13 protein-coding genes are annotated in these 13,533 nt (G+C 38.6%); 8 read left to right on the top strand and 5 right to left on the bottom strand.

Translation table 11 applies throughout. The features are described from left to right. Positions 1–85: 85 nt before the first annotated feature. The 4 genes from trkA to def all read right to left on the bottom strand — a co-directional run bounded on the left by trkA (position 86) and on the right by def (position 4,375). Positions 86–1,465: a Trk system potassium transporter TrkA gene (gene trkA / locus EOK74_RS20325; RefSeq protein WP_133471957.1), complete on the bottom strand. Its 1,380-nt coding sequence runs from the start codon at positions 1,463–1,465 to the stop codon at positions 86–88. A 79-nt stretch (positions 1,466–1,544) separates the two neighbouring features. Further along, the gene (gene rsmB, locus EOK74_RS20320; protein WP_133471956.1) at positions 1,545–2,882 is read right to left on the bottom strand and encodes a 16S rRNA (cytosine(967)-C(5))-methyltransferase RsmB; all 1,338 of its coding nucleotides are present in this window, start codon (positions 2,880–2,882) and stop codon (positions 1,545–1,547) included. 25 nt (positions 2,883–2,907) lie between these two features. After that, a complete protein-coding gene (fmt, locus tag EOK74_RS20315) occupies positions 2,908–3,858 on the bottom strand; it encodes a methionyl-tRNA formyltransferase (RefSeq protein ID WP_133471955.1) in 951 nt (316 codons plus the stop codon). 7 nt (positions 3,859–3,865) lie between these two features. Then, complete coding sequence (gene def / locus EOK74_RS20310; protein ID WP_133471954.1) at positions 3,866–4,375, bottom strand: peptide deformylase; 510 nt, start codon at positions 4,373–4,375, stop codon at positions 3,866–3,868. A gap of 212 nt (positions 4,376–4,587) precedes the next feature. On the opposite strand from def, the gene EOK74_RS20305 reads away from it, so the two are divergent. Genes EOK74_RS20305 through aroE form a run of 8 tightly spaced genes read left to right on the top strand, consistent with a single transcriptional unit; the run spans position 4,588 to position 12,743 of the window. After that, positions 4,588–5,664, top strand: coding sequence for a LysM peptidoglycan-binding domain-containing protein (locus tag EOK74_RS20305; protein ID WP_133471953.1), 1,077 nt, complete (start codon positions 4,588–4,590; stop codon positions 5,662–5,664). Positions 5,665–5,677: 13 nt separating this feature from the next. Further along, on the top strand, positions 5,678–6,826 hold the full coding sequence (dprA, locus tag EOK74_RS20300; RefSeq protein ID WP_133471952.1) for a DNA-processing protein DprA: 1,149 nt from the start codon (positions 5,678–5,680) through the stop codon (positions 6,824–6,826). Position 6,827: 1 nt separating this feature from the next. After that, positions 6,828–7,304 carry a DUF494 family protein gene (locus EOK74_RS20295; RefSeq protein WP_133471951.1) on the top strand — a complete coding sequence of 159 codons (477 nt, stop codon included), beginning with the start codon at positions 6,828–6,830 and terminating at the stop codon, positions 7,302–7,304. Between the two features lie 23 nt (positions 7,305–7,327). After that, positions 7,328–7,906 carry a DNA topoisomerase family protein gene (locus tag EOK74_RS20290; protein WP_133471950.1) on the top strand — a complete coding sequence of 193 codons (579 nt, stop codon included), beginning with the start codon at positions 7,328–7,330 and terminating at the stop codon, positions 7,904–7,906. Positions 7,907–7,965: 59 nt separating this feature from the next. Further along, positions 7,966–10,407: a DUF748 domain-containing protein gene (locus EOK74_RS20285; protein WP_133471949.1), complete on the top strand. Its 2,442-nt coding sequence runs from the start codon at positions 7,966–7,968 to the stop codon at positions 10,405–10,407. Between the two features lie 33 nt (positions 10,408–10,440). Beyond that, complete coding sequence (gene tsaC / locus EOK74_RS20280; RefSeq protein ID WP_133471948.1) at positions 10,441–11,001, top strand: L-threonylcarbamoyladenylate synthase type 1 TsaC; 561 nt, start codon at positions 10,441–10,443, stop codon at positions 10,999–11,001. Continuing rightward, positions 11,002–11,922 carry an oxygen-dependent coproporphyrinogen oxidase gene (hemF, locus tag EOK74_RS20275; protein WP_133471947.1) on the top strand — a complete coding sequence of 307 codons (921 nt, stop codon included), beginning with the start codon at positions 11,002–11,004 and terminating at the stop codon, positions 11,920–11,922. Beyond that, a complete protein-coding gene (gene aroE, locus EOK74_RS20270; protein ID WP_133471946.1) occupies positions 11,919–12,743 on the top strand; it encodes a shikimate dehydrogenase in 825 nt (274 codons plus the stop codon). The genes hemF and aroE overlap by 4 nt, the downstream gene beginning before the upstream one ends. 46 nt (positions 12,744–12,789) lie before the next feature. Here the strand turns inward: aroE and EOK74_RS20265 are convergent, their stop codons facing one another. Further along, on the bottom strand, positions 12,790–13,329 hold the full coding sequence (locus EOK74_RS20265) for a gamma carbonic anhydrase family protein (RefSeq protein WP_133471945.1): 540 nt from the start codon (positions 13,327–13,329) through the stop codon (positions 12,790–12,792). Positions 13,330–13,533: the final 204 nt, after the last annotated feature.

The following is a 13,533-nucleotide window of genomic DNA, read 5'->3' as shown; positions in this document are numbered from 1 at the left end:
ACCTAAAATAAATAGGAAATGTATTTTAGAGATTTGAAAGCAAACTTTTAGAACTTTTAAATGGGTGGGTTAATAATCTATAACGTTATCCAAAAAAGAAGGCACTAGGTTGAAATAGTTTTTCAACGTGGCTTATAAATTTTTTGTCGACTAGAAATAAAATGACATGGTCATTTGCTTCTATAACAGTATTGCTGTGGGCAATGATTACTTCATCACTGCGGACAATTGCACCTATGGTTGTACCTGGAGGTAGATTTATGTCACGAATTTCTTTTCCTACTACCTTAGAAGTATTTTTGTCTCCATGGGCAATAGCTTCAATAGCTTCTGCTGCACCGCGTCTTAAAGAATAAACGTTAACTATATCTCCTCGTCGAATGTGGGTTAACAATGCTGAAATGGTTGCTTGTTGAGGTGAGAAAGCGATGTCAATTTCACCTCCTTGTACAAGATCAACATATGCGCCTCGTTGAATTAATACCATTGCCTTTTGCGCACCAAGTCGCTTCGCCAGCATGGCCGACATAATATTGGCTTCATCATCATTAGTGACGGCTATAAAGGCGTCAACTTGTTCGACATTTTCTTCTGTTAATAATTCGTGGTCTGAAGCATCTCCAGAGAATACAATCGTTTTATCGAGATGAGCTGACAAATATTTTGCGCGCTCTGGACTATATTCAATTAACTTAACGTTATGATTATGTTCGAGTAATTTAGCAAGGCCAGCCCCTATTAAGCCCCCCCCTGCAATCATTATACGTTTGTAACTTGATTCAAGTTTTTGTAGCTCACTCATTACAGCTCGTATATGTTTTGTTGCTGCAATGAAAAACACCTCGTCGTCCGCCTCGATAATTGTAGTGCCGAGGGGGCGAATAGGCCTGCCTCTCCTATAAATAGCGGCAACTCGGGTATCAACATTTGGTATATGCTCTTTTAAGGTAGAAAGTGCATGCCCAACTAATAAACCTCCATAATAAGCTTTGACTGCGACTAAACTAGCCTTGCCCTCAGCAAATTCAACAACTTGTAATGCGCCCGGATAGTCGATTAGGCGCTTGATTGCTTTAGTAACTAATTGTTCAGGTGCAATTAGATGGTCCACAGGAACATCTAGGTGTTTGAATAATTGCTCTTGATAAATAATGTATTGTTCAGAGCGTACACGGGCTATTTTTGTGGGGGTTTTAAACAAACTATATGCAACCTGACATGCCATCATATTGCTCTCGTCACTATTCGTAACTGCAATCAACATGTCAGCATCTTCAGCTCCGGCTTTTTTCAGCACATCGGGATGTGAACCCATTCCAGAGACCACCTGAAGATCTAGTCTATCTTGGAGTTGCCTGAGGGTTTCAATATCAGAGTCAATAACGGTAATTTCGTTTTTTTCACCGACTAAGTTTTCTGCTAAAGTCGCTCCGACTTGTCCTGCGCCTAAGATAATTATTTTCATGATTATTCTTGGTTTTCAAACCTTATTATTAATTTTATCCAAGCTAGCTTAAAGGTTACATTAAGCTGATAATGTATAGCTATTGAGCCTCTGACTTTAACAGTCTGGCATAATAGAAACCATCCATTTGTTGCTCCCCTGGCAATATTTGGCGGCCAGGTTTAGCGGCGGAATCGTTACAAAAGCTATTGTCTAATTGTGCGTCAGGAGTGCGCGCCAAAAACTGACTAACTTGCTGATGATTTTCTTCTGGTAGTATAGAGCAGGTAGCATACAATAACGTGCCTCCGGGTTTTAATGTTAGCCATATTGCGTCTAATATTTGTTTTTGTAGCTCTACTAACACTTCTATATCTGCAGCCTTACGTAACCACTTTACATCCGGATGACGACGTATAATTCCAGTGGCTGAGCAGGGGGCATCAAGTAAAATTCGGTCAAACTGTTGTTTATCCCACCAAAGATTAGGCTTACTCGCATCACCAATAATAATTTTAGCTGTATGTTGTAACCTTTCTAAGTTTTCTTCGATTCGTTTAGCCCTAATTTGATCAACTTCTAAAGCGCAAAGGGATGCTAGTTTAGGTTGTAACTCCAGTATATTGCAGGTTTTCCCTCCAGGAGCTGCGCAACAATCCAAAATATTGTCTCCAGTTTTAGGCTCTAAATAAGATGCCGCAAGTTGAGCTGCACCATCTTGAACCGCAAACCAGCCTTGATCAAAACCTGGTAGAGTTGTGATATCACACCCTGAAATTAACACCAACCCAGCATCATGATCGTCGGATTCTTGATATTCGATATTCGCTTTATTTAGTGCAGTCTTATATTCATCTGAAGAAATTTGCAGTCTGTTTACCCTTAACCAGATGGGAGCTTTAACCTGCATATTGCTCACAATATCGGTTATATTATCTTGGTATTCTAATTTTAATTTTTTAAACAACCACTTAGGCAGACCTGATGCAATTTGTTCATTAGGGGATGCTCCTTTAAAGACTTCTTCTCGTAAAAAAGTACGTAAGATTGCATTCACTAAGCCTTTCATTGCATCTGTGTTTAACCCTTGGCAGGCTGATACTGTTTCTGAAACCGCAGCATGCTGGCTAACGCGACTAAATGCGAGTTGATAAAAACCTAGCATGATTACATGTTCAACAATTTTGTATCGATTTTTAAGTGGTTTATCTAATAATTGTCTCAACCAATATTGAAGTATGGGGAGATTTCGCAATACCCCATATATCATCTCTTGTAACCAAGCTTTATCTTGATCTTTAAGCTTCTCTTGAGCCATAGGTAAGCATTCTCGGGCTGACTTACCTTCTTCTAGTATTTGAAATAGAACTTTAGCTGCTTCAGCTCGAAGATTAAGGGGGTGGTGTTTGGTTCGCCCGGGCTTTTTTTTAAAATTCATCTAAGAAAGCGCCAAATTAAGTTGCTCATTTTAGGGCTGTACCTTGTTTGAACCATTCGCCTCTGCCATTTAATAAGTCGGCTGCTGACATTGGTTTTTTACCCGGAGGCTGTAGCTTGGTTAGCAAAAGGCAATCTTCTTTTGTAGCAATTAGAATTCCACTCTTTCCTGCTTGTACTATATGTCCAGGAGGTATGTTTAACTTGTCTGCAGGAGTCGCAATGACTTCAGCTGCATGTACTTTGATATTGGCATCTTGCACACTAAAAAAAGCCATTGGCCAAGGGTTAAATGCCCTGATATTACGCTCTAGCTGTAAGGCTGATGTGCCCCAATCTATTTTTGCTTCTTCTTTGGATAACTTTTTAGCATGGGTTGCTAGGTTGTTATCTTGCTCTTCGGGCTGTAAATATTTTAGTTGAGACAAGGCTTCTAACAGTGCCTTAGGTCCAACTACTGATAATTTCTCATACAAACTGGCACTGGTATCTGTAGCTTCAATCGTCAAAGCTTGTTTGAGTAACATTGGGCCTGTATCGAGTCCTTCGTCCATTTTCATTATTGTAACGCCTGTTTCAGCATCTCCTGCCCACAATGAACGCTGGATGGGGGCAGCCCCTCTCCACCTGGGAAGAAGTGAACCATGAACATTTAAACAGCCTAACTTAGGTGTATCTAGGACAAGCTTGGGCAGAATTAAGCCATACGCAACCACTATCATAATATCTGCATTTAATTCGGCTAGTTGAGCCTGTGCTTCTGCAGGTTTAAGGGATTCTGGTTGGTAAACATCTAAATTATTCTCTAATGCTAATTGCTTTACTGCACTAGCTTGAAGTTTTTTCCCTCTGCCTGCAGGCCGATCAGGTTGGCTATACACGGCAACTATATTATGTTCTGAATCGATAAGTGCTTGCAGGTGTAGGGCTGCAAACTCTGGTGTACCAGCAAAAATAATGTTCAATGATGTATCCAATGGTTACTTAGCCTTTTGCGGCTAGTCTGGCTTCTTTTTCAAGCTTGGTTTTGATTCTTTGTCGCTTTAGGACTGATAAATAATCTACGAATAATTTGCCCATAAGGTGATCTAATTCGTGTTGTATACAAATGGCTAATAGGCCATCAGCATTAAGAGAGAATTGTTTTCCTGATTTGTCTAAAGCGGTTACGGTTATTTTCTCTGCACGTTCTACTTTTGCAAAATTATTAGGAACAGAGAGACAGCCTTCCTCACTAATGGTTTTACCTTCTTTGTGAGTGATTTCAGGGTTGATAAATACCAACGGCTCATTTTGTTCTTCAGAAACGTCCATAACCACAACACGTTTATGGACGTTAACTTGTGATGCTGCCAACCCAATACCGTTTTCTTCACGCATAGTGTCAAACATATTTTCCACTAGGGTCGTAATTTCTTTATCTATTGTGTTTACTTGTTTTGCTACAGTACGTAGCCTTTCATCTGGGAAACGTAATACTTCTAATATTGCCATGATATATTTCAACTATAATAAGTCTTATAAAAGACTCAGGAACTAATTTACCCAATCTAAACTATACGCAACATGGTTTAAGTTAACATTGGTGTGTGTATTATTTACTATACGATTAAATAGAATCCACTATTTATTCGTATTTATCCTAAGCTATTCTAGCTTAAATGGATCCAAAACATAATAGTGACTGCTTTAGGGTAGATATAAGAATGATAAGTAAAAAAATATGTAAGTTTCTGGCTTTTTTAGTACTCCTTCCTGTTTTGTGCTTTGCAGATACGATAATGGTTAAAGAAAGCGCGCCAGAAGTATATGTCGTGAAGAAGGGCGATACCCTTTGGGATATATCTAACATGTATTTGGATAAACCCTGGTTGTGGCCAGAGTTATGGCGCACGAATATTCATATCACTAACCCCCATTTAATATATCCAGGTGATGAACTACGTTTAGTAAAGAATGCTGCTGGTGAAATTGTTTTAGAGGTGGTGAGAGATGAACCAAAACTAGAGATTAAATTGTCACCAGAAGGTAAAAAAACCAGTAAGTTTGTTGAGCCTATACCTGCTTTACCATGGTCAGTCATTCGGCCTTATGTTGAAAATGAATCTGTAATGTCCAAGGATGATTATGACCGTTATCCTTACGTATTAGGCGATAGTGACGGAGCGGTTAGGTATGCCACAGATAGCGTTGTTCTTAGTAAAGCATCGAGACGCAAAAACGAGGATTTACAGATTGTTAGAAAACAGAATGAACTATACGATATGGAAGGGAATTTTCTTGGATTACAAGTCCGTCACGTTGCTGAAGCAAAACTAATTAATACTGATCTTGATAAGCAAAGTTTAATTAAGATAGTAGATGCTAAGTTGGAAGTAAAACGTGCAGATAAAATTATCCCTGCAGATAGAAGTTTACCCGCAGATATTGTATTGACTGCAGCTACTGAGCAAACGGGATTTATTATTGATGACTTGGAACAACATAATTTACTAGGTAAATATAATGTAGTTATTTTAGATCTAGGTAACGAAGAGATAGTACCAGGAACGATCATGGGTATTTATAGTCAAGGACCAACTATTATAGATGGACCACAGCCCAAATATGAAGGTGAAACAGCTGCGATTAGAAGTGCTTTTAATATAGGTGATGAAATTAACCAACCCGCATTTAAGGTAGGGGAAATTATCGTGTTTAAAACCTTTGAAAAGGCAAGTTATGCACTTATTACAAAGTCAGCTAAAGTTATTAGAAAAGGAATGATAGTCGCGAAGCCATAACAAGGAGTACTTTATGCGACAGGACGTTGCCCATGAAACTGTATCTACTAATGATGATGAAAAAGCTCTAATTAATTGGCTAATATTAAGTCAAATTCCAAGGTTTGGTGTTAGCCGTTGGTTAAAGTTTTATTCAAAATTTAATATCAATTTGGCAGAGCTGTTGTCTTCATCTGCCGAAACTCTCGATGAGTTTGGCTTCAATCAACAACAAATATCTGCAATCACAACACCCAATAGGCAACTAATTGATAAAAGTTTGCAGTGGTTTTATGATAAAGAACAACGATTTTTGATTCATTTTGCTCATTCAAAATATCCCTATTTACTTAAACAAATACCCAGTGCTCCTCCTGTTTTATTTGGTTATGGTCGTTGCGATTTATTATCGAGTTATCAATTATCAATGGTTGGTAGCCGAAACCCTACACCTCAAGGTAAAGAGAGCGCTAAACGTTTTGCTCACTTATTATGTGAATCAGGTTGGATTGTCACAAGTGGCCTAGCTATGGGAATTGATGGTTTGTCTCACCAAGGAGCATTAATCGGAGAGCGCTCAACTATAGCTGTTTTAGGTACAGCTATTGATAAAATGTATCCCCGAAGGCATATAAAATTAGCGGAACAAATACTTGAGCACGATGGTGTGATTATATCTGAGTTTGCACCTGGTTCACTAAGTCGCCCCGAGAATTTTCCCCGTCGAAATCGCATAATTAGTGGTTTGTCCTTGGGAGTGCTAGTCGTAGAAGCGGCGATTAAAAGTGGTTCATTGATAACAGCAAGGTATGCTTTGGAGCAAAATAGGGAAGTACTTGCTATTCCTGGTAATATTCAAAACCCCCTTGCTTCTGGGTGTAATCTTCTTATTCAACAAGGGGCAAAATTAGTAACTTGTATTGAAGATATTTTAGAAGAGTTTCCCCAGGTTAATGATCTTTTAGCAAACTCGAATGAAGATAAATTGAAAAAAAAATCATTTCAAAGCTTGGCATCTGACAAATTGTTAGATAGTGTAGATTTTGAAGTGACACCACTAGATATAGTGGCTCAGCGCTCAGGCATTGAAGTAACTGAAGTTATGTCAAAATTATTAGAGTTTGAGTTACGCGGTTTAGTAACTTCCGTTCCTGGAGGTTATATTAAGTTGGGGGAAAAATAATATGTTCGATATCCTCATGTATCTGTTTGAAAACTTCATTCATAGTGAAACAGAGATCCGTGTTGATCAAGATGAATTGACTGATGAACTTATCAGAGCAGGTTTTCATCATGATGAAATATACAAAGCTCTGTCTTGGCTAGAAAAACTAGCTGCACTGCAAGAAACAGATATTAATCCTTATTTAGTTAAAGGACCTACCTCATTTGTAACTCGTGTCTACACTCAAGAAGAAGAAATGCGATTAGATATTGAGTGTAGAGGCTTTTTACTATTTTTAGAGCAAATTAATGTTGTAGATTCAACTACCCGAGAAATGGTAATTGATAGGGTGATGGAAATTGAATCTAAAGAGTTTTGTTTAGAAGACATGAAATGGGTTGTGCTCATGGTATTATTCAATGTTCCAGGCAAAGAAAATGCTTATGCTCAGATGGAAGACTTATTGTTTGAAGAGCCAGAAGGACCGCTTCATTAATTACAAAAGAGTGATTAAATTATATGTCTAAGATTGATCACTCGTTGTTCTCTGCACAAGAAGGGTCTGAGCAGGCTTTTGGGCCTTGCCCAAAATGTTCTGCAAAGTTAGGTATTAGGCACGGAAAGTCCGGTGCTTTCATTGGCTGCACTCAATATCCAGGCTGTGATTACTCAAAGCCTTTACACGAATATGAAAATACCGAGATAAAGGCCATTGAAGGATCATCCTGCCCATTATGCAACAGTGAATTGGTGATAAAAAAAGGCAGATATGGACTATTTATTGGTTGCAGTGATTTCCCAACTTGTCATTATATCGATTCGCAAAAACACAGTGAGGCAACCAAGCTAACTTGCCCAAAATGCGAAAAAGGTCGGCTAGCAAAACGCACAAATAAGTTTGGCAAGCCATTTTATGCGTGTGATAATTATCCTAAGTGTAAGTATGTGCTTAATCTTCCCCCTGTTGAATATCCGTGTCCAAAATGTAATTGGCCATTGATGCAGGAAAAGAAAGGCAGCTCAGGTCATGAGTTGCTATGCCCTCAAAAGCCTTGTCAGTACTCTATGCCTAAGCCTGAACTTAAAAACATAAACTAAAAGCTAACCCTAAAAATTACATAGGTATTGCTGTTAAACATTCTACAAAAGAAGCCAAGATGACATCCTCAACCAAACACTCCTTTTCTTCCCTACTGCGTGGCATTTTAATATATTTACTGATTTTTATGGTCCTTGCTTATCTGCTCATTTGGATTGCATCCCCTTGGGTGGTGCGCCATTTTGCTACTGAACCTGTAGGTGATTTAGGCTTAACTTTAGGAGTTGATTCTAGTATCCGCTTTAATCCCTTTACTTCTACTTTGACTGTGAGGGACTTATCGTTACTCGATAGTAGCCGAACTACAGTATTGGCGGTGGATGAGCTTGATATCAGCGTGCGCTTACATAGACTGCTATTTAAACAGATCTATATTTCTACTTTTAGTATTAAAGAAACTAATTTAAAGGTTATTAAACAAAGCAACAGTTTGTTTGTTGCGGGTATTGATTTAACGCCAGGTGATAATGCTCAAGTAGTTGATGAACCTACATCTAAGGAGGTTGTCGAGCCAACCCCAGATTTCCGTTTAATTTTGCCTGAATTCAAATTGGAAGATTTTACTGTAGATGCAGATATTGACGGTGTTCAACAAACACTAACGTTAAATGACTTTTCTCTAAATGATGTGGAAGTGGACCAAGTAGATCATAATTTAGGGTTAAGCATAGATGCTAAATTAAATAACGCCCCTGTGGTCATCAAATCAAGCTTATCAATGCATGCTGGCGTAGGTGTGATTGATTCGGAGGTATCGTTAAATAACTTAGACTTAGATGAATTAAGCCCCCTTTTAGCCGATTTTGGGGTAAACATGTCTGGACTATTATCCTTTAGCAGCTCGCCTAAATTACAGGTATCTGCAGACGAGATAAAACTAGCTTCAGAGCAAACTTTGCTTACCTTTGATACTATATTAATAAACTACGAGCCTTGGATTTTTGAAGGTAAGCGTAATCAAGTCACCCTGAACAATTTGCTTGTAAAAGCGACACCTATTGGTGAGTTGATAATGTTATCTACAAAAATGAAAACTGAGTTTACCCAAGGAAACCTTGGTCTACAAAGCGCAGATAATAGTTTGATAAACTGGGAGTTAATAGATGTTGCGGCCAATGCTTCTGTTGTTGATATGCAACCACATATCTCCGAGTCAGCAGTTACTATTAAGTCTTTAAACTTATCTGAAGATAGGTCGTTAGCAGAAGATTTACCCATTGTGAGTATTCAGGAGCTATCGATAAACGATATTAAGTTTAATGATAATTTCTTATCTATAGATGCGATTACAATACAAGGATTGTTAACCGATCTTAAAATCAATTCAGATAAAAGTATTTTAAGTTTGGTTGACACTAGCGCTCTTACTCCAGATGAAGCGTCAGCAAAAACAACAGATGCACCTTCTACTGAGTCGACTGAAGAGCTGGTGGATGAAGGTTTATCGCAACAGGAAGCGGAGCAAAAGCCAGCAATAGGTTTTGCACTAAATAAATTTATGCTTGTAGATGACGCCATTATTTTGCTTAACGATCAAAGTGTTTCACCAACCTATGATCAAAAAATCACTATAGAAACTCTTCAAATTGGCCCGATTAATAGCTTAGATACAGACTTGCAAAGTCCATATGAATTAAAAGCTAAAGACCAAAGTTACCTAAAGATTGATGCTAGTGGGTTTGTTTCCCCATTTGGTGAAGCTTTAAATGCCAGCCTATTTGGTAATGTAGATGAATTATCACTACCTTCTATTTCTCCTTACATGAAAGACGCCCTTGGCTTTGAAATGAAGAGTGGCCAGTTAGACTTAAACTTAGATGTTAAAATTATTGATGACCAGATTGCTGGAAATACCACTATTTTTATGCGCGGAATCGAAATGGCCAGCGCTGATGAGGTCGAGCAAGGCACGATTAAAGAAGGTAAGGCTATGCCATTAAATATTGCGCTAGGTATGTTAAAAGACGATCAAGACAATATTGAATTGACAGTTCCATTGCGTGGAAATATCGCCTCACCATCATTTGGTATCGAAAGCTTTATAGGATTGGTGCTAAAAAAGGCTGCAATGTCACAAGCTAAAGATTATTTAATGACAACATTTGTTCCCTATGCATCCGTTGTTTCAGTAGCTTTATCTGGCGCTGAATATTTACTTAAGGTGAGATTCGAACCCTTGTTATTCGAGACCGGGGAGGTTTCATTAACTGATGAAAATCAACAATATTTGTCAGAGCTGGTGTTGCTTATGCAAGATAAGCCAGAGTTGCAGCTTAAAACCTGCTCTGTTTCGAATTATCAGGATTTATCCGTTGCGCAGGGTACTGTTATTACTACTGCATTAAAGTCAGAGATAAAGGTTTTAGGTGATAAACGCCAGGCTAATTTGAAGACTTACCTCATTGAGCAAGGTATCAAGTCTTCACGTATTTTGTATTGTTCTCCAGAATTAGATACATCAGATACTGCTCAGTCTAGAATAGAATTGAAGACTGATTAATAAAACCTTATATGAATATTAAGAGCGAATTACGTGAGTATTAAAGATTCAGACCTCATTTTAGAGACTTTGTTGCAAGGGGGGATTATTGCTTATCCCACAGAAGGTGTTTTAGGTTTAGGGTGTGATCCTGATAACGAAGAAGCGGTATTAAAACTATTAAAAATTAAAAATAGGCCAGTTGAAAAAGGACTGATATTAGTGGCCAAAACATATTCCCAACTTTTACCCTACATAGATGATGCTCGTATTCCTATGGATATGCGTACGGAAATATTTTCTAGTTGGCCAGCTGCTATAACTTGGTTGTTACCCGCTTCTAAGCACGCACCTAAATGGATTACTGGTGATAGTGATTATATTGCAGTTAGGGTGTCTCAACATCTTGTTGTAGGTCAATTATGTGAGCTGTTTAACAAGCCTCTTGTTTCTACCAGTGCTAATGTCGCTGGGACTCAGCCCGCCCTTAATGCTGAACAATTAAATAAACAATTTAGTGAGCCTCCTGTTTTGGTCGAAGGTGAACTGGGTGGAAATAAAAAACCTAGTCAAATACGTCATGGGATGACAGGACAAATTATAAGAGACAAATAGATGACATCTGAATTTAATTCAAATATTGAAAAAGTTAAGCAATACCTATTAAAGCTACAAGACAATATCTGTCAGACCCTAGAACTTGCTGATGGGAAAGGGTCTTTCGCTGAAGATAATTGGCAGCGAGAATTAGGCGGTGGCGGCCGCACGCGAGTCTTAACAAATGGTAATGTGATTGAGCAGGGTGGAGTAAATTTTTCTCACGTATTTGGAGGTGAATTACCAGCCTCAGCAACGGCTGCTAGGCCTGAACTAGCTGGGCGAAGCTTTCAGGCTATGGGAGTATCTTTAGTTATTCACCCTCATAACCCTTACGTACCGACTACCCATGCAAATGTTAGATTTTTTATTGCTGAAAAAGAAGGTGAGGAGCCAGTATGGTGGTTTGGAGGGGGCTTTGATTTAACGCCTTTTTACCCATATTTAGAAGATGTTCAACATTGGCACCAGGTAGCAAATAAGCTTTGTGTACCTTTTGGTGCGGATGTGTACCCAAAATATAAAAAATGGTGTGATGATTATTTCTATTTGAAACACCGTGATGAAACGCGAGGTGTTGGTGGATTATTTTTTGATGACTTGAATTCTAAAGGTTTTGAAAAGAGCTTTAAGTTCATGCAGGCCGTAGGTAATGGATTCTTAGAGGCTTATGTACCTATTGTTGAAAAAAGAAAAGATGAAGTGTTTTCACAAAAAGAACGAGACTTCCAATTATACCGCCGTGGTCGTTATGTAGAGTTTAATTTAGTGTATGACAGAGGCACTCTTTTTGGACTTCAAACTGGAGGCCGTACTGAGTCTATATTGATGTCGATGCCTCCTTTAGCTAGATGGGAATATGATTTCAAACCTCAAGAGGGTAGTAAAGAAGCTGACTTGTATAGCAATTATCTAAAACCTCAGGAGTGGTTGTCGTGACTGACAAGTATACTGTTTTCGGTAATCCAATAGCACAAAGTAAGTCTCCTATTATTCACGCTATGTTTGCAAAGCAGTTCGGCATGGATATTGGGTATGACAAAACCTTTGCAACACCGGATAATTTTGTAGAAACAATTGAGTCCTTCTTTGAGGACTCAGAAACCAAAGGATGCAACGTAACTTCGCCATTTAAAGAGCAAGTCTCAAAATGGGTAGGGGAGTTATCTAACAATGCTAAATTAGCAGGTGCTGTAAATACTGTAATCCGTAAAGAAGATGGTCGTTTTCTGGGTGATACCACTGATGGCCCAGGTTTGGTACAAGATCTATTACGCTTAGGTGTATGCATTAAAGGTATACGAGTTTTATTGTTAGGTGCAGGTGGAGCTGCCAGAGGAGTGCTACAGTCTATTTTGAATCTGGCTCCAGATTCGTTGGTCATTGCTAATAGAACTGAATCAAAAGCAAAGTTATTGGCTTCTTTAATTCCTCAAAATAACTTTATTGGCATTGGGTTTGATGAGCTAAATAGTATTGAACAGCCTTTCGATTTGATTATCAACTCAACTACAACGAGTTTATCTGGCGAGTTGCCACCAATCGCAGATAATATTATCAGTCAAAGTACAACAGTGTACGATATGAGTTACGGTGACAAGCCTACAATCTTAATGTATCACGCTCAAAATTTAGGTGTAAATAATACATTTGATGGCTTAGGGATGTTAGTCGGACAAGCAGCGGAAAGCTTCTATTTATGGAAGGGCGTGCGCCCTGATGTAGACCCCGTTATTAAAACATTAAGAAGTACGTTATAACGTCAAAATAAAGGTGAGCTTATTTGCTCACCATTTTGGGTTGCTATTATCGTTTTAAACCTTCTATATATTCATTCTTTAGTGTTACGTAATTAAGTGCAGATTGTTTCAAAAATAGAGTTTCTGATTCTTTTAATGGTCTAGCTTGTTGCATAGGGTTGCCTTTATACAAAAAGCCGCTCTTTAGTGTTTTATTTGGTGGCACTAAGGTTCCAGCTCCTATAAAAACATCATCTTCCACTATAACACCATCCATAATTATAGCGCCCATACCGACTAATATACGGTTTCCTAGTATGCAACCATGCAGCATACACTTATGCCCTACCGTTACATCTTCGCCTATTATTAGTGGGAAACCGTTAGGGTTAGCTACGCTGATACGGCTGACGTGTAATACAGATCCATCCTGTATGTTGGTTCTGGCACCGATTTTTATATAATTCACATCACCTCTAGCTGCAACAAGTGGCCAAATACTCACATCCTCTGCGCAGGTTACATCACCAACTAATACAGCCGACTCATCTATGTAAGTACCGTTACCTAGAGTCGGTAGTATATTTTTGTATTGCCTAATCGTCATTTTTAGCCCTGCCTATTTATATAGTTAAGAGATAGTAACAAAAAAGCTTACGGTGCCCCTCTAAATCGGCATATAAACAAGCCATTTGTTTGATAACTGTGCAGTTAGTAAAAAAGATTAAAAAAGGGGTTGCAGTGAACCAAGTTCTCTCTATAATGCGCATCTCGCTTCGGGGAGTCAGCCAAAACGGTGACACTTGAGACA

It is taken from the genome of Paraglaciecola marina, from assembly GCF_004360155.1.
Classification (GTDB): domain Bacteria; phylum Pseudomonadota; class Gammaproteobacteria; order Enterobacterales; family Alteromonadaceae; genus Paraglaciecola; species Paraglaciecola marina.
This window is presented reverse-complemented; position numbering and strand designations above follow the sequence as displayed.

What these genes read in the sequence shown, in the direction of transcription:
- trkA (WP_133471957.1), bottom strand. Translation starts at nt 1,465, where the DNA reads ATGAAAATAATTATCTTAGGCGCAGGACAAGTCGGAGCGACTTTAGCA.
- rsmB (WP_133471956.1), bottom strand. Translation starts at nt 2,882, where the DNA reads ATGAATTTTAAAAAAAAGCCCGGGCGAACCAAACACCACCCCCTTAAT.
- def (WP_133471954.1), bottom strand. Translation starts at nt 4,375, where the DNA reads ATGGCAATATTAGAAGTATTACGTTTCCCAGATGAAAGGCTACGTACT.
- EOK74_RS20305 (WP_133471953.1), top strand. Translation starts at nt 4,588, where the DNA reads ATGATAAGTAAAAAAATATGTAAGTTTCTGGCTTTTTTAGTACTCCTT.
- dprA (WP_133471952.1), top strand. Translation starts at nt 5,678, where the DNA reads ATGCGACAGGACGTTGCCCATGAAACTGTATCTACTAATGATGATGAA.
- EOK74_RS20295 (WP_133471951.1), top strand. Translation starts at nt 6,828, where the DNA reads ATGTTCGATATCCTCATGTATCTGTTTGAAAACTTCATTCATAGTGAA.
- EOK74_RS20290 (WP_133471950.1), top strand. Translation starts at nt 7,328, where the DNA reads ATGTCTAAGATTGATCACTCGTTGTTCTCTGCACAAGAAGGGTCTGAG.
- EOK74_RS20285 (WP_133471949.1), top strand. Translation starts at nt 7,966, where the DNA reads ATGACATCCTCAACCAAACACTCCTTTTCTTCCCTACTGCGTGGCATT.
- hemF (WP_133471947.1), top strand. Translation starts at nt 11,002, where the DNA reads ATGACATCTGAATTTAATTCAAATATTGAAAAAGTTAAGCAATACCTA.
- EOK74_RS20265 (WP_133471945.1), bottom strand. Translation starts at nt 13,329, where the DNA reads ATGACGATTAGGCAATACAAAAATATACTACCGACTCTAGGTAACGGT.